Raw genomic sequence first — 16,631 nt, forward strand, 5'->3', positions numbered from 1 at the left:
CTATGTAGCGGGATTCAGCGGATCTTCCGCCCCTCCAGATAGAACCGCTTGTCCTGGGCCTCGCCCATGGAGAAGGTCTTGCGGGGGAGCACCCCGTCGTGGATGACGGTGGGGAAGAGCTCCTCCTTGGCCATGGCGGGCAGCAGGAAGCCCAGATTGCCCGGCCGGGCGGCCAGCTCCCGCACCACGTCGGCCCCGTGGATGTAGTCGAGGCGGCCGGGGTGGCTCTCCAGCCAGCCGTCCAGGAAGGCCTGGAGGGTGCCCACCGGGAGCTGGTGGGCCGGCTGGGGCACGGTGACTGCCCCGGAGCCCCCCTCCCACACATAGCGCAGGACGTGGCCCTCCCCCGTGCCGGCGTAAGCGCCGGGGAAGGCGGCGGTCAGGTCGGCCAGCAGGGCCCCGGGGTCCACGCCGAAGAGCACCCGGTGGATGGGCTCAAACTCCAGGGAGTCGTCGTGGAGGTTGACCAGCTCTACCAGGGCATACCGGGCGGGCAGGGCGGCCCGCCGGTCCTCCGGGACCAGGGTCTTCTGCCGCTCATAGCAGGCCTTGGCGGTGGCCAGAGAGTGATTGCCGTCCCCCATGGCGTAGAGCATGACGGGCTTATCCTTCGTGCCGTAGCGGGCGTGGAAGGCGGCGGGGTCGGACAGGGCCCGCAGGGCGGCGGCCACCGCCCCCTGCTCCGCCTCCCCCAGCAGCCAGCCCCGCAGGTGGCCGGAATGCTCCATCAGCTCGAAGTCGTAGACCGGCTCCAGCCGGTCCCGGAGGGCGGTCAGAGGCTCGATGACGGTCCGGCCCGGATCGTCGGCGAGGACCATGGCGTGGGGCAGCTCGATGGGGGCGTTCTTCCGTACCGCCACCCGGGGTGGGATGCGGCTGAGCACCGTACCCTCGGTGGCCCGGATCAGGGTGTCGGCCCCCGGCTCGTAGTCGTACTGCTCTAAGTCCACCATGCCCACCACGCCCCGGCGGACCCGGCCGCTCTCCAGCGTACGCTCCACATAGATCATGGCGTGCTCCAGGGTGCGGAAGCGCCCCTCCCGAAGATAGCGGCTCATGGTGTTGTTGATGTCCAGAATGTCGGTCTCCACGCTGGGGCCCTCCAGGGAGCTCTCCGGCAGGATCAGATGAAGGGCGGAGGGAGCGTTGCCCACGAAAAATTCCACCCGCTGCCAATACTCCGGCTGAGAGGTGTATTGGTCACAGGCCACCACCGCCCACTTGGTCAGGTCGCAGTCCCGGGGCAAAAGGATGTCGGCCGGGTAAAAGCCCAGGCCCTGGAATCGCTCGTCCATATGGTTTTCCCCCTCTCGCGTCTCTTCTCAGTCCAGAACGGCCTTGATGGCGGCCAGCAGGTCGCTGAATTCCTCATAGGCGGGCAGCTCCGGGTGGTCGGCCCTGATCTTGTCCGTGCTCTTGAACAGGAAGCCCGCCTTGCTGGCCTGGATCATACCCAGGTCGTTGTAGCTGTCCCCGCTGGCGATGGTCTCGTAGCCGATGGACTGCAGCGCCTTCACCGTGGTCAGCTTGGACTGCGCGCAGCGCATCCGAAAGCCGGTGATCTCCCCGCCGGGGGCCACCTCCAGGGTGTTGCAGAAGAGGGTGGGCCAGCCCAGCTTTTCCATCAGGGGCTTGGCAAACTGCTCGAAGGTGTCGCTGAGGATGATGACCTGGGTGAGGGTGCGAAGCTCGTCCAGGAACGCCTTGGCCCCGGGCAGGGGGTCGATTTTGGCGATGGTGGCCTGAATCTCTTTCAGGCCCAGGCCGTGCTCCTTCAGGATGGCCAGCCGGTACTGCATCAGCTTGTTGTAGTCCGGCTCGTCCCGGGTGGTGCGCTTCAGCTCCGGGATGCCGCTGGCCTCGGCAAAGGCGATCCAGATCTCCGGCACCAGCACGCCTTCCATATCCAGACATACGAGATTCATGGTGGTTGCTCCTCTCCTACTTCTTTTTCAGGTTGGCCAGGAAATGCTCCATCCGGGTCAGCGCCTCGGACAGATCCTTCATGGAGGTGGCGTAGCAGCAGCGCACAAAGCCCTCGCCGCTGGGTCCGAAGGCGTTTCCGGCGATGACCGCCACCTTCTCTTCCATCAGGAACCGCTCGCAGAACTCCTCCGAGCTCAGGCCGGTGGGGCGGATGTCCGGGAAGACGTAAAAGGCTCCCCTGGGCTCAAAGCAGGGCAGGCCGATGCGGCGCAGGCCCTCCACTAAGTACCGGCGGCGGCCGTCGTACTCGTCGCGCATCTTCTCAATGTCGTGGTCGCCGTTGCGCATGGCCTCAATGGCGGCGTACTGGCTGGTGGTGGGAGCCGACATGATGCCAAACTGGTGGAGCTTGAGCATCTGCTTGACGATGGGGGCGGGGCCGCAGACGTAGCCCATGCGCCAGCCGGTCATGGCGTGGCTCTTGGAAAAGCCGTTGACCACAAGGGTACGCTCGTACATATCGGGGAGATTGGCCAGGGAGACATGGTGCTGGCCATAGGTCAGCTCGGCGTAGATCTCGTCGGAGACGACCATGATGTCGGTGCCCCGCAGGACCTGGGCAATGGCCTCCAGGTCCTCCCGGTCCATGATGCCGCCGGTGGGGTTGCAGGGGAAGGGCAGCACCAGGGCCTTGGTCCGGGGCGTAATGGCGGACCGGAGCTGGTCGGGGGTCAGCCGGAACTCATCCTCCGCCTTGGTCTCCACAAAGACCGGGGTGCCGCCCGCCATGCTGGTCAGCGGGCCGTAGCACACGAAGGAGGGCACGGGGATGATGACCTCGTCCCCGGGGTTGATGAGGCAGCGCAGAGCCAGATCAATGGCCTCGCTGCCGCCCACGGTGACAATGATCTGGCTGGCAAAGTCATAGTGCAGGCGGAAGCGCCGCTCCTGATAGGCGGCGATCTCCCGGCGCAGCTCGGCCATGCCGGCGTTGGAGGTGTACTTGGTGAACCCTTTTTCCAGGGAGTAGATGCCCGCGTCCCGGATGTGCCAGGGGGTGACGAAATCGGGCTCGCCCACCCCCAGGGAGATGGCGTCCTTCATCTCCTCCAAGATGTCGAAAAATTTCCGGATGCCGGAGGGCTGGACCTGCTGGATTCGGCTGGACATGATCCCGTCGTAATTCATACGAAGATCCACTCCCTCTCCTGCTCCTGCCGCTTCTCAAAGATGAGATGCTTTTCCTTATATTTCTTCAGGATAAAGTGGGTGGCGGTGGCGGTGACGCCCTCCAGGGGGGCCAGACGCTGGCCCACAAACTGGGCCACCTCCTTCAGGGTGCGGCCGGAGATGATGACCGTCAGGTCAAACGCGCCGGACATCAGATAGACGCTCTCCACCTCGTCATACTGGTAGATGCGCTCGGCCACCCGGTCGAAGCCCTCGTTGCGCTGGGGGGTCACCTTCACCTCGATGAGGGCCGTGACCGACTCCTCCTGGGTGCGGTCCCAGTCTACAATGGCCTTGTAGCCCAGGACGATCTTTTCCTCTTCGTACCGCTTGATTGCCGCCTTTACGTCCTCCAGAGGCATATCGGCCATGGATGCCAACTGCTCCTGGGTGTAGGTGCAGTCCTCCTCCAAGAGCTTGAGCAATTTGTTGTTGTCGGTCATACAGCTTTCCTCCCGTCTCGGGACGCCTTCCGTCCCAGGGACGGGGGCCCTTTCCCGCAAAATGTGGTTAGTCAGATATTATACACGCTTTGGGGCCAATCGGCAAGTGGTCAAATGAAGATCCAGCCTTCCATTTGCAAGCTGTGGGGAATCGCCCGTCAAAACCGCCCCTTGACTTTTATTTTATTTAATGCTATATTAATTTTATTAAAATCAAAATCAAACAAGGAGGTATAAAATGTCAATCTCCGTCATACCGGAGTGGATGGCCGAGCTGGACGAGGAAGACGTGTCCTTCATCCGGAATTTCCTGCTGTGCTCCGGGTCCCTCAAGGAGGTGGCAGGCCGGTACAGGGTGAGCTATCCCACCGTCCGCCTGCGGCTGGACCGGCTGATCCAGAAGATCAAACTGGGGGAGGATCAGGCCGCCGATCCCTATGTGGCTCTCATCAAGCGGCTGGCCGTCAACGACAAGGTGGATTTCGAGGCCGCCAAGCTCCTGATCCAGGAATACAAACGACAAAAGGAGGACCCATAAATGCGATTTGCCACGGTTCTAATCCCGGTCATGCTTCTGCTCTGCCTCATTCTCCCCACCGGCCTGCTGGCCGTTCTGGAGTATTTCCTGGCCAAGCTGGAGAGCCCCTGGCCCGGTCGGGCGTTGCCCATCCTCTCGTTCCTCAGCTCCCTGTGCGTCTCCGCCGTGCTGCTGTTCAACACGGCCGACCTCACAGCGCTGCCGGTCATTCTGGTCCCCCTGCTGGCGCTGGCCGTCCTCAATCTCCCCACTCTGGTCTTCTGCGCCGTTTACCGCAGCACCCGGCGCAAATACGTGGAACAGAGGGGCGTGGACCGGATGAATATTCAGGATCTCTGAGGATGCATATGCAAAAAAGCGGACCGCCTGAGGCGGTCCGCTGAGCCTGTCGCAAAAGTGGCGAGCCACGTTTGCGACACTCTCTTCCCCGGTTTTACCGGAATTTGACGGCGGTGCCGTAGGCGATGACCTCGGCCGCCCCCTGCATCACGGCGGCGGAGGCGTAGCGCATACAGACCACCGCGTCGGCCCCCATGGCCTCCGCCTCCTCCACCATCCGCTTGGTGGCCAGGGCCCGGGCCTCGTTCATCATCTCGGTATAGGCCTTCAGCTCTCCGCCCACCAGGGTCTTGAAGCCCTGCGTGATGTCCTTGCCGATGTTTTTGGACTGGATGGTGCTTCCCCGGACCAGGCCCAGGGTCTCCAGCTCCCGGCCGGAGATCTGTTCAGTAGTTGTCAAGATCATCCTCTTCACCGCTCCTTATTTCTTTGATGCGCTCACACAGCACGTATATGGTGACTCCCAGCAGCGCCAGGGGGATTACGGCGCCCAACAGCTTGATCCACAGCGGGATGGCAGGCACCAGGAAAATCAGCACCGCATAGCCCAGCAGCCAAAGACCCACCAGCACGGAGATCACGATGGGCGCCGCCAGCTTTCCCTTCTTCATGGTACGGCCTCCATTCCATGCCTCATTATTTAGATTTTTGTCTAAATGAATTATACCCGGTTCCGCGCCCCTTGTCAAGCCAAATTGGGGGAAAACCGCCTGAAAAAGCGGGGGATTTTCCCTTGACAACCGTGCTCAAGGCTGATATACTATCTCAGTAAAATAAAGAAGGAACGGGTACCACCGTCCTCACCCCCAGCGTATGGCGAAGGGGTCAACATGGGCATACTGAGATCCGCCGGCTAACGGCGTGGTTTTGGCGTGTTTTTGCAGCGGGTACCCTTCCGGGTGTCCGCGTTTTTCATTTTATATCGCGAACCACGAATGGGAGGTGCTTTCGTATCAGCAACATGAGTCATCAGATCAACGACGAGATTCGGGACCGCGAGGTCCGTCTGATTTCCGCCACCGGCGAGCAGTTGGGCATCCTGTCCACCCGCGAGGCCCTGGAACGGGCCGCTGAAGCGGACCTGGACCTGGTGAAAATCTCGCCCACGGCCAATCCCCCGGTCTGCAAGCTGATGGACTACGGCAAGTACAAGTTCGAGCAGCAGAAGCGGGAGAAGGAAGCCAGAAAAAATCAGCGCGTCGTAGAGATCAAAGAGGTGCGCATGTCCCCGGGCATCGACGTGAACGATTTCAACGTCAAGCTCCGGAACGCTCAAAAATTCCTGTCCGAGGGCGACCGGGTCAAGGTCACCGTCCGTTTCCGCGGCCGCGAGATGGCCCACACCGACATCGGCAGAAAGCTCCTGCTCAAGTTTGCGGAGGACTGCGCCGAGATGGCCACCATGGACAAGGAGCCCAAGCAGGAAGGCCGCCACATGAACATGTTCCTGTCTCCGAAGGTCTCCAAGGACGTCAAAAAGTAACTGAAAGGGAGTCAAACCGATATGGCTAAGATCAAGCTCAAAACCCACAGCGGGGCGAAAAAGAGATTCAACCTGACCAAGAGCGGCAAGGTGAAGCGCGCCCACGCCTTCAAGTCCCACCTCCTCAACGGTCACGGCAAGGATACCAAGCGCAAGCGCGGTCTCCGCGCCGGCGCTTACGCGGATAAGACCAACGAGTCCGCCATCAAGCGCATGATCCCCTATAAATAAGAATCATTTACCATAACATAGGAGGCTAATCGACAATGGCTAGAGTCAAAGGCGCGATGATGACGCGCAAGAGAAGAAATAAGATCCTGAAGCTGGCGAAGGGCTATTGGGGCGCCAAGAGCAAGCACTTCAAGATGGCCAACGAGCAGGTCATGAAGTCCCTGAAGTACGCCTACACCGGCCGCCGCCTGAAGAAGCGTGACTTCCGTTCCCTGTGGATCACCCGTATCTCCGCCGCCTGCAAGATGAACGGCATGAACTACTCTACCTTTATGAACGGACTGAAGAAGGCCGGTGTGGAGATCAACCGTAAAATGCTGGCTGAGCTGGCCGTCAACGACAAGGCCGCTTTCACCGCCCTGACCGAGATGGCCAAGGCCAAGCTGGCATAAATCCCTTCGATCAAAAGCGCCCCGCTCTGTGAGCGGGGCGCTTTTTGAATGGAAAAAGGGCGTGATCCCCGCATGCTGCCGCATATTTGTTTTTCATGGAACATTATAGCAAATTGCCCCGGTGGATGAAACTGTTTTCAGACGCTCCCGGGATACGGCTCCATCCGCCCCACATGGGTGTCGTAAAGCCGGGCCAGGATCTTCAGGTGGTGCTCTTCATCCGCGATGATGCGCCGCAGATTCTCCTGGATGTTGGGGTCGGCGATCCAGCGGAGCTGGGCCTTGTACTTTCGGATGGCCGCCTTCTCCACCTTCACCGCCCCGCGGATCAATGGACCCAGCCGCTGGACATACTGGCTGTACCCCGGCGACCACCAGCTCTTGCGTCCCCCCTGTCCGCTGCCCCATAGCCGGGGGTCCTCCCCCATCTGACGGGCCAGCGTACCGAAAATCTCCAGATGGCGCATCTCCACCGCGCCAATTCCGCGAAAGGCATCCGCCACCTCGGGCAGCTCCGCCGTCACCAAGTGGTCGTATACATACACAGCCACTGCCGACATCTCTGAGTTGCTACCCCCCACATTATCCAGCATAGCTTCGGCATACCGCCGGTTCTTGCCTACCGCCTGTACTGGCGGATAGGGCTCCGGCACACAGTACTCGTCCGCGCTGTATCCATATCCCTCCATGACCATCCTCCTTTTATTTGGTCTCCTCCCTCCATTCCTATGAATTCTCCGGCACGTCCCATACGTGTTCTTCCCTCTGCGCCGTCTTAAATCTAATATTAAAAATTATATTTCATTGTTTTTTATATTGATATTTGGCAAGAGATGGTGGTATACTAAGTCCATCAAGCTTGGATGCAGGTGATTCTTATGGACGAACGCATGGAATATCAGCGCTGCCGCTTTGACCTCCCCCGCCCCAAGGCCCGGCGGCTGCGCGAGGAGAAGGGAAGGGACCCCTATGACGGGCTGCGCCCCTGGTCGGCCGTCACCCACGGCGCCGGCGTGGGCCTGGGCATTCTGGGAGCTGTCCTCCTGCTGCTGCGGACAGTGCAGACCGGTGCGGCCTGGCGGCTGGTCCCCTTTGCCGTCTATGCCGCCAGTATGATCGGCCTCTACACCGCCAGCACCCTTTACCACTGCCTGAATACCGACGTGAAAGGCCGTATTGCCCTGCGGAAGTACGACCACATCTCCATCTACTTTCTCATTGCGGGCAGCTATACCCCCATCTGCCTCATCGCCCTGCCCCCCGCCTGGGGCCGGACCATGACCGCCATTGTCTGGGCGCTGGCCGCAGCCGGCACCGTCATGGCGCTGCTGTGGATCAACGCCCCCCGGTGGGTCACCTCCGGCATTTACATCTTCATGGGCTGGATGGCGGTGTTCATGCTGCCCGCCCTGCTGAAGTATCTGCCCTCCGCCGGCTTTTTCTGGCTGTTTCTGGGCGGCGGCCTCTACACCGTCGGCGGCGTGCTCTACGCCGTCAAGTGGCCCGGACGGAACAACCCCCGCTTCGGCTGTCACGAGATCTTCCACGTCTTTATCCTGCTGGGCAGCATCGCCCACTTCTTCCTCATGTACCGTGTGATCGTTTACCTTTAACACATCAGGAGGATTGTCTTATGGATTCCTATCAACTGACCTGCTGCTCCACTGCAGACCTGAGCGCGGACTACTTTCAGGAGAAATGCATTCCCTACGTCCCCTTCCATGTGCAGATGGACGGGAAGGAGTACCCCGACGACCTGGGGCAGAGCCTTCCCTTTCCCACCTTTTACGCCCGCATCGCCGCAGGGGCCACCCCCACCACCTCCCAGGTGAATGTGGAGGAGTTCAAGGCCTTTTTCACACCTTTTCTGGAGGCCGGGCAGGACATCCTGCATCTGTCGCTATCCAGTGGGCTGTCCGGGGCCTGGCAGTCCGCCTGCATTGCCCGGGATGAACTGGAGGCCCGCTTCCCGGAGCGGCGCATCCGCGTGGTGGACAGCCTGGGGGCCTCCTCGGGCTACGGGCTGCTGCTGGACGCCGCCTGGGAGCGCCGGAAGGCCGGGGCCGGCCTGGATCAGCTGGCCGACTGGCTGGAGGCCCACAAGCTGGAGGTACATCACTGGTTCTTCTCCACCGACCTGACCAGCTATAAGCGGGGCGGCCGCATCTCTCCCACAGCGGCGGCGGTGGGGACTCTGCTGGGCATCTGCCCTCTGCTGAACATGGACCATCTGGGCCGCCTGCTCCCCCGGGAAAAGGTCCGCAGCAAGAGCCGGGTCATCCAGCGCATGGTCCAGAAGATGGCTGAGCACGCCCAAGGCGGCGCAGCCTACTGCGGCAAGTGCTTCCTGTGCCACTCGGCCTGTCCGGAGGACGCTCGGGCGGTAGCCGACCTGGTGGAGGCCCGCTTCCCCAGTCTGGACGGGCGGGTGGTCATCAACAGCGTAGGCACGGTGATCGGCGCCCATACCGGCCCAGGCACCGTGGCTCTCTTCTTCTGGGGTGATAAGCGGACGGATTGACGCGGCAAGCCCCCGGGAGCAATTATGTGCTCCCGGGGGCTTGTTTCATAAGTACCTGCGGGCCGCCGGGCCGCAGGGCAGGATAGGACTTCTCCTTCCGGCACAAGCGGCGGCAGTCCGCGCTCACTCCTCCGGCTCTGCGGCGGACTCTTCCGGGGGCAGCTCTCCCTTTGTACCCACGCAGCGGTTGATGGGGGTTCCCAAGTTGTGGAACTTCTCCTCATAGTCGGTCATCACCCCACAGATACCGTTTTCGTGCAGGTCCCGGGTGACCTCGCCCAGGGCATAGCCCGCCCGTGGGAACTGGAACAGCGACCATTCGAACAGCCCGCTGTTGTCCGTCTTGAAGTGGATCTGCCCCCCGTCGGAGAGCACCTGGCGGTAGAGCCGCAGGAAATTTTCGTGGGTCAGCCGCCGCTTGGCATGGCGGTTGGTGGGCCAGGGGTCGCAGAAATTGAGGTAGATGCGCTCCACCTCGCCGGGGGCAAAAAACTCCGTCAGCCGGGCCACGTCGGCGTCGATGAAAAAGACATTGTTCAATCCGGCGGCCTTGGCCCGCTCCATGGCGATGACCATGGCGTCCGGCACCCGCTCCACCGCCACGAAAAGGACATCCGGCTCCGCCGCCGCCGTCTCGCAGGTGAAGCGGCCCTTGCCGCAGCCCAGCTCCAGGCGCAGTTCACAGCCGGGCGTCCCCTTCTCCCGCCAGCGGCCCCGCCACTGCTGGGGATCGGTCACCAGATAGTCCGCACAGCGCTCCATCCGGGGAATCAGATTGGGCTTTTTCCGCATACGCATCGCGTGGTCTCCTCTCTCTGCTCGTCGTATATCCGGCAGTCAGTGTACCACATTTTTTCTCAGAAGTCGAATCTTTTTCTTGTGCTTTTCCCCCGGCCGTACTACGATAGAGTGGTCCCGATACTTCGAAGTCAGGAGGATTTACCATGAAATACGAAATCATCGGTGAGCCCATGCCCGTGGTGGTCTGCGAGCTGGCCCCCGGCGAGACCATGATCACAGAGAAGGGCTCCATGTGCTGGATGAGCCCCAACCTGGAGATGAGGACCAACGCCGGCGGCGGCCTCGGCAGGGCCTTTGGCCGGATGTTCTCCGGCGAGTCCATGTTCCAGAACACCTACACTGCCCAGGGCGGCCCCTGCCGGATTGCCTTCGCCTCCAGCTTTCCCGGCTCCATCCGGGCGGTGGAGATCGACCCCGCCCGCCCCATCGTGGTCCAGAAGTCCGGCTTCCTGGCCTCCGAGGCCGGGGTAGAGCTGTCCGTCTTTTTTCAAAAGAAGGCGGGCGCGGGCTTCTTCGGCGGCGAGGGCTTCATCCTGCAAAAGCTCTCGGGTCGGGGCACGGCCTTCCTGGAGGTGGACGGCTACGCCGTGGAATACAACCTGGCTCCCGGCGAGCAGATGGTGGTGGATACCGGCAATCTGGCCATGTGCGACGCCACCTGCTCCATTGATATCCAGGCCGTCAGGGGCGTGAAAAACGTCCTGTTCGGCGGAGAGGGGCTGTTCCATACCATCGTCACCGGGCCGGGCCGGATCGTGCTCCAGACCATGCCGGTCAGTGGCTTTGCCGCGGCGCTGGCCCCCTTCTTCCCCACCGGCAGCAACTGAGCCTGCACGCAATGCGCCCCGCCGGAGCCGGCGGGGCGCTCTTCTCATTCCGCTTCCGTGCGGCGGAACTTCCGGGGCTCCTGTCCCCGGGCCACCCGGGTCAGGCCGTGGATGTGCCGGGAGAGCATCATCAGCGTCAGCGTCAGCACCAGCATTCCGGCCTCGGCACCGCCCAGCCAGAAGGCAGGCAGCACCGCCGCCGCCGGGATGACCAGGGCCCCCACAGGCAGATACCCGGTACTGAGCACCACTGCCAGCCCCAGAATGCAGCTCACGGTCCCCCACAGCGGGAAGGCCAGTACCAGGGCGGCGCAGGTCACTGTCACCCCTTTGCCGCCGTGGAAGCCGCTCCAGAAGGGGAAATTATGGCCCAGGGCCGCGCCCAGTCCGGCGTATAGGACGGCCAGGCGGCCCAGATCAGGAGCCAGCAGCAGACGGCACAGGGCGCAGGCCAGGGCGGTCTTGAGTAGGTCGCCCGCCAGCACCAGGGCCCCCGCCCCCTTTCCCAGCGCACCGGCAATGTTAGCCATGCCTGGATTCCCGCTCCCCAGCGTCCGGGCGCCCCGACCGGTCTTCCATCGGGCCACCACCTCGGCGGTGAGCAGACAGCCGCAGACATACCCTGCGGCCAGGCAGATCAGACGTTCCATCTTCCAGAAGCTCCCTTCTCCCATTCTGAGGGTAGTATATCCCATCTCCCCGGAAAATCCACCTCTTTTTGTAAAATCCGTTGCCTCTCCCCCTGCAAAATGCTATAGTAATGTCTACGGAATAAACCGCCAAGCGGTTTATTCGTGCGGCCACTGCCGAAACCCAAATCAAAAAGAGGTCATCTGCCATGCACAATGAACTGACGCAAAAGGATATCCGCCTCATGCGGGAGGAGCTGGACTACCGCCGCATCCAGCTCCGGCCCAAGCTGCTGGAGGCCGTCAAGGAGGCCCGCGGCTTCGGCGATCTGAGCGAGAACTTTGAGTACAAGGCCGCCAAGCAGGAGAAGAACCGCAACGAAAGCCGGATCCGCTTTCTGGAGAACATGATCCGCACCGCGGTGGTCATCTCCGACCGGGCGGATGCCGACACGGTGGGGCTCTACGACCGGGTGACGGTCTATCTGGAGGACGAGGGCGACGAGGAGACCTATCAGGTCGTCACCACCATGCGGCAGGACGCACTCCACGGCCTGATCAGCAAGGAGTCCCCTCTGGGCAAGGCCCTGCTGGGCAGGCGGGTGGGCGAGCGCTTCCACATTCAGGTCAATGACCGCTACGGTTACGACGCAGTGGTCCGGGCCATCCAAAAGGGGCAGGACGACGGGTCCGTGCCCCTCAGCAGCTTCTGACCATCCGTCCCACGCCAAAACAAAAAAGGGATGCCGCTTGATCAAGCGGCATCCCTTTTTGCGTGCCGTCGTCCGGCGCTGGTCACAGTCCCAGCATCTGGCGGGCTCTTTTTGCTATTTTCGCCCTGAGTGGCTTACATATTCCATCCTCAAAATAACGAAAAAGACACGCAAAATGTCATGGATAAATGAGGCTTCGGTAGTTTGTATGGGTAGCATATTGAGAAATTGAATCTCTGATTCAGAGAGGTGCATAACACCTCTTGATTACCTCAATGCATTGGGGTACAAGGCTGTCAAGGGCGGCGGAGATGGGGCACAGCCGGTGCCTTTATGGCCTTGCGTCCCAATGCTACAAGCGTCATCCAGGAAATCCGTTTCAGAACAGCAAATAAGAACAGGAAAGCCTTGATATTGTTAGCCTTTCAGCAGTTTTCTTGCCCACACAAACTATCGAAAAGCCTTTAATCGCGGGTAAAATTACGTCTTTCAAGGTTCTTTAATTACGTTTTGTGTGTCTCGTTACAGCCGGATAGCCGTACCGCCATCTCAGTTTCAGCATATCCACAAAGTTCATACCGTTCCACCCCGCCACCAGGGACAATGGCAGAAAAATGGTGGTAACGATGGCGAGGGTCTTCATAATTCGGTTCTGTCGGATGTCGATCTCAGCCTGGAACAGCTCCCGTACCTGCAGAACGTATTCCCGCAGCGTCCGGGCGGCCTCATCCCTCAGACGGCCGCTCTGCTTTTCCACCATCCGAAACATTCGTAGCTCATTTTCGCAAAAATACCCGTTCTCATCCTCCAGCAGCGCGCAGACCATATCGTCCAATTGGATATCATACTGGACCCACTCGGTCAATTCCTGCGCAGTGCCGTCATTCCGGGATCGAACACCAGGACCGGCCCTCCAGCGACGTCAGAGTCCGGCCAATCCGGTATTGATACATAATGCTCCTCCCTTTGATTCAGACCCCCGAACCCGGGCACCGCAGCGGTCGTTGCTTCGTTTCAGATTATGTGCGAACTTTTATGCCTTCAGCAGATCCCCCAGAAGCTCCTTTTCCGCGAACAAAGCCGCAGCGCCTCCGGTGTGGAGGAATACTGCCGTGCTGCCCTTTGGAATTTTTCCGGTGTGCAGATAGTCCAGCATTCCGGCAAGTCCCTTTCCGGTGTAAACAGGGTCCACCACCAGCCCCTCTTTTCTGGCCAGGATACGGATCGCCTCGTTGGATGCTTCGTTGGGCTGCTCATATCCCGGCAGATAGTAGCCAGGGTCGATGTGCAGGTCCTCCCGCTGTACCCGAAGCCCATCCGGCGCACCGAGCAGAGATAAGGTGCCATTGGCCAGGCGAACAATGTCATCCGGATAATCGGGACCCTTTTTATTGACGTTTATGGAGATGATCTCCGTATCAGAACCCAAAAGCGCGCGGGCAGCCTGAAGTCCGGCCAGCGTGCCGCCGGAACCGGTGGCGTGGAACAGGTAATCGGCGTGCAGCCCCAGGGCTGTCATCTGGCTCTCCAGTTCTATGAATCCTTCCACAAAGCCCACTGAGCCAAGCTCCGTCGCACCGCCCACAGGAATATCCCAGCAGATATGCCCCTGTTGGATGAGCTGCTGCCGATAGGCTTCTCCTGTGGCAGCGTTTCGTTTTTTCAGTTCCTCTACGGACTCGCCCTCCCGGCGGCTGGTAATATGGATCTCGGCGCCGTAAAGCCGGTCCAGCAGCATGTTGCCCCGCAGGTCCTCTTCACTGGGATCGATCAGCGCGTAAAGGAAGAGCACCGGCTTCACGCCGCAGCGGCAGCAGGCGCCGGCGGTCTCCATGGCGTGATTGGATTGAGTTGCGCCGTAGGTGAATGCGTATTCTGCCCCGGCCGCTTTCGCAGCGCCCAGAATATACTCCAGCTTCCGGATCTTGTTGCCGCCAAACAGGCTGACGCCGCTGAAATCCTCCCGCTTGATGTACAGGTTTACGCCGGTCTCCTGGGAAAGCGTCTCCAGCTTGTGCAGCGGTGTGGGGTAAAATCCCAGGGAAACCTTAGGAAATTTAGAGAAAAGCTCATGCACCTTTGTATTATCCAAACGAATACCTCCCCAACCTCAGGTATCCATAACGGCTCCATCGCTGGACAGCCGGGTGACCACCTTTCTGCGTTCGAAGGGGAACCGGGCCTCAGCGTCGTCGATCAACTCAATACCCAAACCGGGCTTATCCGGGACCAGCAGGAAGCCCTGCTCGCATACCGGCATTTCCTTCACGATATCGCAGGCGCGGAATACGGATGCGTTGGTCTTATCATAGACAAACCGGGCGTGTGCCGCCTGATCGTTGGGGTCCGGGTACTCCTGAATGGTGAAACAGGGGGTCGCGGCGTCCATCTGAATGCAGGCGGCAGTGGCCACAGGGCTCAGCGGGTTATGGGGAATGATCCCCAGCTGGTTAGCCTCTGCAATGGCAGAAATTTTCTTTGCACCGGTAAAGCCACCGCAGAGTCCGATGCTGACCCGCAGATAGTCCACACCGCAGCGCCGCACCAGCATCTCATATTCCTGAGGCGTATGGATTCGCTCGCCGGTGGCCAGAGGGATCCGGATCTTGGAGGCTACCAGCGCCATCGCGTCAAAGTTGTCAGGGATAAGCGGATCCTCATAGAACATGGGCAGGAAGGGCTCCAGCTGCTGAGCCAGGGCAATGGCCTGTGCGGGGTTCATGCGCCGGTGGTTTTCGATGCACAGGTCCACATCGTTGCCCAGCGCTTCCCGGATCTTTCCGATCCGCTCCGCACCGCCGCTGATCATAGAGGCATAGGTTTCAAAGTACGGCTCGGAGCGGGGCTCGTCCAGGAAGGGAGACAGGTGGCCGACAGCGGTAAATCCCTTTTCCTTTTCTGCCAGACAGTTGTCCAGTAGCTCCCCGAAGCTCTTTCCAGAGACATGGGAGTAGACCCGGATCTTGTCCCGGCACTTTCCGCCCAGCAACTGGTAGACAGGGACTCCCAGTGCCTTACCTTTTATATCGTAGAGTGCGATATCAATGGCACTCAGCGCTCCCATTACTGCAGCACCCCGGAAATGGAAGCAGCGGTACATATACTCCCAGTGGTGCTCGATATCCATGGGGTTCTTTCCAATCAGATATTCCCGAAAGGACTCAATCACCTCTCCCGAGGACAGAAGAAAGCCCCAGTCGCCAGACTCGCCCAGACCCGTGATCCCTTCATCGGTAAAGACCTTGACAAACAGAAACTTATTGACCGGGATAACTTTTACATCAGTGATTTTCATCTTGCTCTCCTTCTCATTGTGTCTGTTCCATGGCAGCCTTGATAAAAGCGGGAGCTTTCCGGCATTTTTCTGTGGTAACCGTGCAGGGGGAGAACCGCAGCCCCTGGGCCTGGGGCACCACATAGATATGCTGATCCATCAGGATTCGGGCGGTCTCCACAGGGTTTTTGCAGGGAATGGCCACAAAATAGCCGTACTGATAGGGGCAGATTTCCAGGCTGGCCTCCTTCGCCGCAGCGCAGAAGGTCCGTCCCCGGTTGGTAATGGTGTTTCGGAACACGGCCCGCTCCTGACTGACCCGCTCACGAATCTCCGGGTTCAGGTTGATGTCCACCAGGATCTTTTGTGCCATGTGAATCGCATTGGACCAAGTGGAACGGGAGGAATAGGACATCGCCTGCTTGAAAACAGCAGCGGATTCCGCAGTCGAGCCCAGGCATACCAGTGCGCCGCAGCGCATGCCGCACATGGTGTAGCTTTTGGACATGCTGAAAATCAACAGTGTCATGGTGTTGGCAGGCATGTCAAAAATGGCGTCAAAGATCTCCCGGCTTTCTTCAAAGCTGCCGGCAAAGTCGATGTAGGACACATCCAGGCAGAAGGTCAGGTTTTTATCCGGATTGGCTGCGGCATGCTTTTTCAGAATGGCAACAGTCTGTTCCATTTCCTGCTTTGTCATGGAGTAGCCCGTGGGATTGTTGGCTGGGGTGTTCAGAATCATCAAAAGCTGCTCCTGCACGGCCAGAATCTCTCCGATAGCCCGATCCATACCTTCCAGATTAAAGGTGTTTTCCCGGTTAAACATATCAAAGGTAACCATTCTGCGGCCATGCTCTTCGCAGATGTTTTTGTAGGGTCCCCAGATCCAGTTGGTGGTCAGCAAGGCGTCTCCAAAGTTCAGGAAGTTCCAGATCGCGTGGCGCAAAGCGCCGCATCCACCGGGGGTGGCCACAGACTCCACATAAAACCGGTCCAGACACTTACCGAACAGAGATATCTGCACGGCCTCGTTAAATCCCTTGATGCCTGCAATGGGGGCATAGCTGCATATGTCCTCGACCGGCATCTGGCGGATCATCCGCTCCACAGTAGGAAGTACCATAAGCTTCCCGTCGTCATCCAAGCACTCACCCAAGGTGGCGTTGATGACAGCGTCCTCGCCCAGAGCGGCAGCATCCGCTTTGGCCCTCTGGGACGCGGTAAAAATCTGATCCGGCGCATACTGACGGATGGCATGGGATGCAAGAGTTACATAATCCACAA

At 60.1% G+C, this 16,631-nt stretch carries 22 protein-coding genes; 9 read left to right on the forward strand and 13 right to left on the reverse strand.

The genetic code is table 11. From position 1 onward, the window contains the following. Positions 1–14: 14 nt before the first annotated feature. Genes B3H64_RS01695 through B3H64_RS01710 form a run of 4 tightly spaced genes read right to left on the reverse strand, consistent with a single transcriptional unit; the run spans position 15 to position 3,599 of the window. Complete coding sequence (locus B3H64_RS01695) at positions 15–1,295, reverse strand: DUF1015 domain-containing protein (RefSeq protein ID WP_050617725.1); 1,281 nt, start codon at positions 1,293–1,295, stop codon at positions 15–17. 27 nt (positions 1,296–1,322) lie between these two features. Next, a complete protein-coding gene (gene thrH, locus B3H64_RS01700; protein WP_050617724.1) occupies positions 1,323–1,925 on the reverse strand; it encodes a bifunctional phosphoserine phosphatase/homoserine phosphotransferase ThrH in 603 nt (200 codons plus the stop codon). Positions 1,926–1,941: 16 nt separating this feature from the next. Continuing rightward, positions 1,942–3,114 (reverse strand): aminotransferase class I/II-fold pyridoxal phosphate-dependent enzyme, encoded by a 1,173-nt coding sequence (locus tag B3H64_RS01705; protein WP_050617723.1) that lies wholly within the window; start codon positions 3,112–3,114, stop codon positions 1,942–1,944. Then, positions 3,111–3,599, reverse strand: a complete 489-nt coding sequence (locus tag B3H64_RS01710; RefSeq protein WP_050617722.1) for an Lrp/AsnC family transcriptional regulator — start codon at positions 3,597–3,599, stop codon at positions 3,111–3,113. Before B3H64_RS01710 ends, B3H64_RS01705 begins: the two co-directional genes overlap by 4 nt. A gap of 238 nt (positions 3,600–3,837) precedes the next feature. Between B3H64_RS01710 and B3H64_RS01715 the strand changes: the two genes are divergently transcribed. After that, a complete protein-coding gene (locus B3H64_RS01715; protein ID WP_238074218.1) occupies positions 3,838–4,137 on the forward strand; it encodes a DUF2089 family protein in 300 nt (99 codons plus the stop codon). After that, entirely contained in the window at positions 4,138–4,476 is a 339-nt protein-coding gene (locus B3H64_RS01720) for a hypothetical protein (protein ID WP_238074219.1), read from the forward strand. Between the two features lie 94 nt (positions 4,477–4,570). Here the strand turns inward: B3H64_RS01720 and B3H64_RS01725 are convergent, their stop codons facing one another. Beyond that, positions 4,571–4,882 (reverse strand): YbjQ family protein, encoded by a 312-nt coding sequence (locus tag B3H64_RS01725; RefSeq protein ID WP_050617719.1) that lies wholly within the window; start codon positions 4,880–4,882, stop codon positions 4,571–4,573. Then, positions 4,863–5,087, reverse strand: coding sequence for a hypothetical protein (locus tag B3H64_RS01730; RefSeq protein ID WP_050617718.1), 225 nt, complete (start codon positions 5,085–5,087; stop codon positions 4,863–4,865). The genes B3H64_RS01725 and B3H64_RS01730 overlap by 20 nt, the downstream gene beginning before the upstream one ends. A 350-nt stretch (positions 5,088–5,437) precedes the next feature. Between B3H64_RS01730 and infC the strand changes: the two genes are divergently transcribed. The 3 genes from infC to rplT are packed head-to-tail and all read left to right on the forward strand — an operon-like array spanning position 5,438 to position 6,582. Next, positions 5,438–5,959, forward strand: coding sequence for a translation initiation factor IF-3 (infC, locus tag B3H64_RS01735; protein WP_050617717.1), 522 nt, complete (start codon positions 5,438–5,440; stop codon positions 5,957–5,959). A gap of 21 nt (positions 5,960–5,980) precedes the next feature. After that, a complete protein-coding gene (gene rpmI, locus B3H64_RS01740; RefSeq protein ID WP_050617716.1) occupies positions 5,981–6,190 on the forward strand; it encodes a 50S ribosomal protein L35 in 210 nt (69 codons plus the stop codon). A 35-nt stretch (positions 6,191–6,225) separates the two neighbouring features. After that, entirely contained in the window at positions 6,226–6,582 is a 357-nt protein-coding gene (rplT, locus tag B3H64_RS01745) for a 50S ribosomal protein L20 (protein WP_050617715.1), read from the forward strand. A 137-nt stretch (positions 6,583–6,719) separates the two neighbouring features. Here the strand turns inward: rplT and B3H64_RS01750 are convergent, their stop codons facing one another. Continuing rightward, positions 6,720–7,271 (reverse strand): ferritin-like domain-containing protein, encoded by a 552-nt coding sequence (locus tag B3H64_RS01750; RefSeq protein ID WP_094762363.1) that lies wholly within the window; start codon positions 7,269–7,271, stop codon positions 6,720–6,722. A 189-nt stretch (positions 7,272–7,460) separates the two neighbouring features. On the opposite strand from B3H64_RS01750, the gene trhA reads away from it, so the two are divergent. Both trhA and B3H64_RS01760 read left to right on the forward strand, forming a co-directional pair. After that, positions 7,461–8,195 (forward strand): PAQR family membrane homeostasis protein TrhA, encoded by a 735-nt coding sequence (gene trhA / locus B3H64_RS01755; RefSeq protein ID WP_195892369.1) that lies wholly within the window; start codon positions 7,461–7,463, stop codon positions 8,193–8,195. Between the two features lie 20 nt (positions 8,196–8,215). Beyond that, positions 8,216–9,103 carry a DegV family protein gene (locus B3H64_RS01760; RefSeq protein ID WP_050617712.1) on the forward strand — a complete coding sequence of 296 codons (888 nt, stop codon included), beginning with the start codon at positions 8,216–8,218 and terminating at the stop codon, positions 9,101–9,103. A gap of 123 nt (positions 9,104–9,226) precedes the next feature. Here the strand turns inward: B3H64_RS01760 and trmB are convergent, their stop codons facing one another. Continuing rightward, a complete protein-coding gene (trmB, locus tag B3H64_RS01765) occupies positions 9,227–9,901 on the reverse strand; it encodes a tRNA (guanosine(46)-N7)-methyltransferase TrmB (protein ID WP_094762362.1) in 675 nt (224 codons plus the stop codon). 146 nt (positions 9,902–10,047) lie between these two features. Between trmB and B3H64_RS01770 the strand changes: the two genes are divergently transcribed. Further along, positions 10,048–10,731: a TIGR00266 family protein gene (locus tag B3H64_RS01770; protein WP_050617711.1), complete on the forward strand. Its 684-nt coding sequence runs from the start codon at positions 10,048–10,050 to the stop codon at positions 10,729–10,731. 44 nt (positions 10,732–10,775) lie between these two features. Here B3H64_RS01770 and B3H64_RS01775 read toward each other — a convergent pair whose 3' ends face one another. Further along, positions 10,776–11,381, reverse strand: a complete 606-nt coding sequence (locus B3H64_RS01775; protein ID WP_050617710.1) for a glycerol-3-phosphate acyltransferase — start codon at positions 11,379–11,381, stop codon at positions 10,776–10,778. 188 nt (positions 11,382–11,569) lie between these two features. Here B3H64_RS01775 and B3H64_RS01780 point away from each other — a divergent pair, with 188 nt between their 5' ends. Continuing rightward, entirely contained in the window at positions 11,570–12,073 is a 504-nt protein-coding gene (locus B3H64_RS01780; protein WP_050617709.1) for a GreA/GreB family elongation factor, read from the forward strand. Between the two features lie 499 nt (positions 12,074–12,572). On the opposite strand, the gene B3H64_RS01785 is transcribed toward B3H64_RS01780, so the two are convergent. The 4 genes from B3H64_RS01785 to B3H64_RS01800 all read right to left on the reverse strand — a co-directional run bounded on the left by B3H64_RS01785 (position 12,573) and on the right by B3H64_RS01800 (position 16,629). Then, on the reverse strand, positions 12,573–12,899 hold the full coding sequence (locus tag B3H64_RS01785; protein WP_207641548.1) for a CorA family divalent cation transporter: 327 nt from the start codon (positions 12,897–12,899) through the stop codon (positions 12,573–12,575). A gap of 207 nt (positions 12,900–13,106) precedes the next feature. Next, positions 13,107–14,165, reverse strand: coding sequence for a 1-aminocyclopropane-1-carboxylate deaminase/D-cysteine desulfhydrase (locus B3H64_RS01790; RefSeq protein ID WP_286732450.1), 1,059 nt, complete (start codon positions 14,163–14,165; stop codon positions 13,107–13,109). Positions 14,166–14,183: 18 nt separating this feature from the next. Continuing rightward, positions 14,184–15,368 carry a mandelate racemase/muconate lactonizing enzyme family protein gene (locus B3H64_RS01795; protein WP_286732452.1) on the reverse strand — a complete coding sequence of 395 codons (1,185 nt, stop codon included), beginning with the start codon at positions 15,366–15,368 and terminating at the stop codon, positions 14,184–14,186. Positions 15,369–15,381: 13 nt separating this feature from the next. Then, positions 15,382–16,629, reverse strand: coding sequence for a pyridoxal phosphate-dependent aminotransferase (locus B3H64_RS01800; protein ID WP_050617706.1), 1,248 nt, complete (start codon positions 16,627–16,629; stop codon positions 15,382–15,384). Between the last annotated feature and the right edge of the window lie 2 nt (positions 16,630–16,631).

The sequence above is a fragment of the Intestinimonas sp. UBA1698 genome (assembly GCF_002320075.1).
GTDB classification, from domain to species: domain Bacteria; phylum Bacillota; class Clostridia; order Oscillospirales; family Oscillospiraceae; genus Intestinimonas; species Intestinimonas massiliensis.

Excerpts from the sequence above, each read along its gene's own strand:
- B3H64_RS01775 (WP_050617710.1), bottom strand. The coding sequence starts at position 11,381 with ATGGAACGTCTGATCTGCCTGGCCGCAGGGTATGTCTGCGGCTGTCTG.
- B3H64_RS01720 (WP_238074219.1), top strand. The coding sequence starts at position 4,138 with ATGCGATTTGCCACGGTTCTAATCCCGGTCATGCTTCTGCTCTGCCTC.
- B3H64_RS01710 (WP_050617722.1), bottom strand. The coding sequence starts at position 3,599 with ATGACCGACAACAACAAATTGCTCAAGCTCTTGGAGGAGGACTGCACC.
- infC (WP_050617717.1), top strand. The coding sequence starts at position 5,438 with ATGAGTCATCAGATCAACGACGAGATTCGGGACCGCGAGGTCCGTCTG.
- thrH (WP_050617724.1), bottom strand. The coding sequence starts at position 1,925 with ATGAATCTCGTATGTCTGGATATGGAAGGCGTGCTGGTGCCGGAGATC.
- B3H64_RS01715 (WP_238074218.1), top strand. The coding sequence starts at position 3,838 with ATGTCAATCTCCGTCATACCGGAGTGGATGGCCGAGCTGGACGAGGAA.
- B3H64_RS01760 (WP_050617712.1), top strand. The coding sequence starts at position 8,216 with ATGGATTCCTATCAACTGACCTGCTGCTCCACTGCAGACCTGAGCGCG.
- B3H64_RS01785 (WP_207641548.1), bottom strand. The coding sequence starts at position 12,899 with ATGGTCTGCGCGCTGCTGGAGGATGAGAACGGGTATTTTTGCGAAAAT.
- B3H64_RS01770 (WP_050617711.1), top strand. The coding sequence starts at position 10,048 with ATGAAATACGAAATCATCGGTGAGCCCATGCCCGTGGTGGTCTGCGAG.
- trmB (WP_094762362.1), bottom strand. The coding sequence starts at position 9,901 with ATGCGTATGCGGAAAAAGCCCAATCTGATTCCCCGGATGGAGCGCTGT.
- B3H64_RS01725 (WP_050617719.1), bottom strand. The coding sequence starts at position 4,882 with ATGATCTTGACAACTACTGAACAGATCTCCGGCCGGGAGCTGGAGACC.
- rpmI (WP_050617716.1), top strand. The coding sequence starts at position 5,981 with ATGGCTAAGATCAAGCTCAAAACCCACAGCGGGGCGAAAAAGAGATTC.
- B3H64_RS01780 (WP_050617709.1), top strand. The coding sequence starts at position 11,570 with ATGCACAATGAACTGACGCAAAAGGATATCCGCCTCATGCGGGAGGAG.
- B3H64_RS01730 (WP_050617718.1), bottom strand. The coding sequence starts at position 5,087 with ATGAAGAAGGGAAAGCTGGCGGCGCCCATCGTGATCTCCGTGCTGGTG.
- rplT (WP_050617715.1), top strand. The coding sequence starts at position 6,226 with ATGGCTAGAGTCAAAGGCGCGATGATGACGCGCAAGAGAAGAAATAAG.
- B3H64_RS01750 (WP_094762363.1), bottom strand. The coding sequence starts at position 7,271 with ATGGAGGGATATGGATACAGCGCGGACGAGTACTGTGTGCCGGAGCCC.
- B3H64_RS01795 (WP_286732452.1), bottom strand. The coding sequence starts at position 15,368 with ATGAAAATCACTGATGTAAAAGTTATCCCGGTCAATAAGTTTCTGTTT.
- B3H64_RS01705 (WP_050617723.1), bottom strand. The coding sequence starts at position 3,114 with ATGAATTACGACGGGATCATGTCCAGCCGAATCCAGCAGGTCCAGCCC.
- B3H64_RS01695 (WP_050617725.1), bottom strand. The coding sequence starts at position 1,295 with ATGGACGAGCGATTCCAGGGCCTGGGCTTTTACCCGGCCGACATCCTT.
- trhA (WP_195892369.1), top strand. The coding sequence starts at position 7,461 with ATGGACGAACGCATGGAATATCAGCGCTGCCGCTTTGACCTCCCCCGC.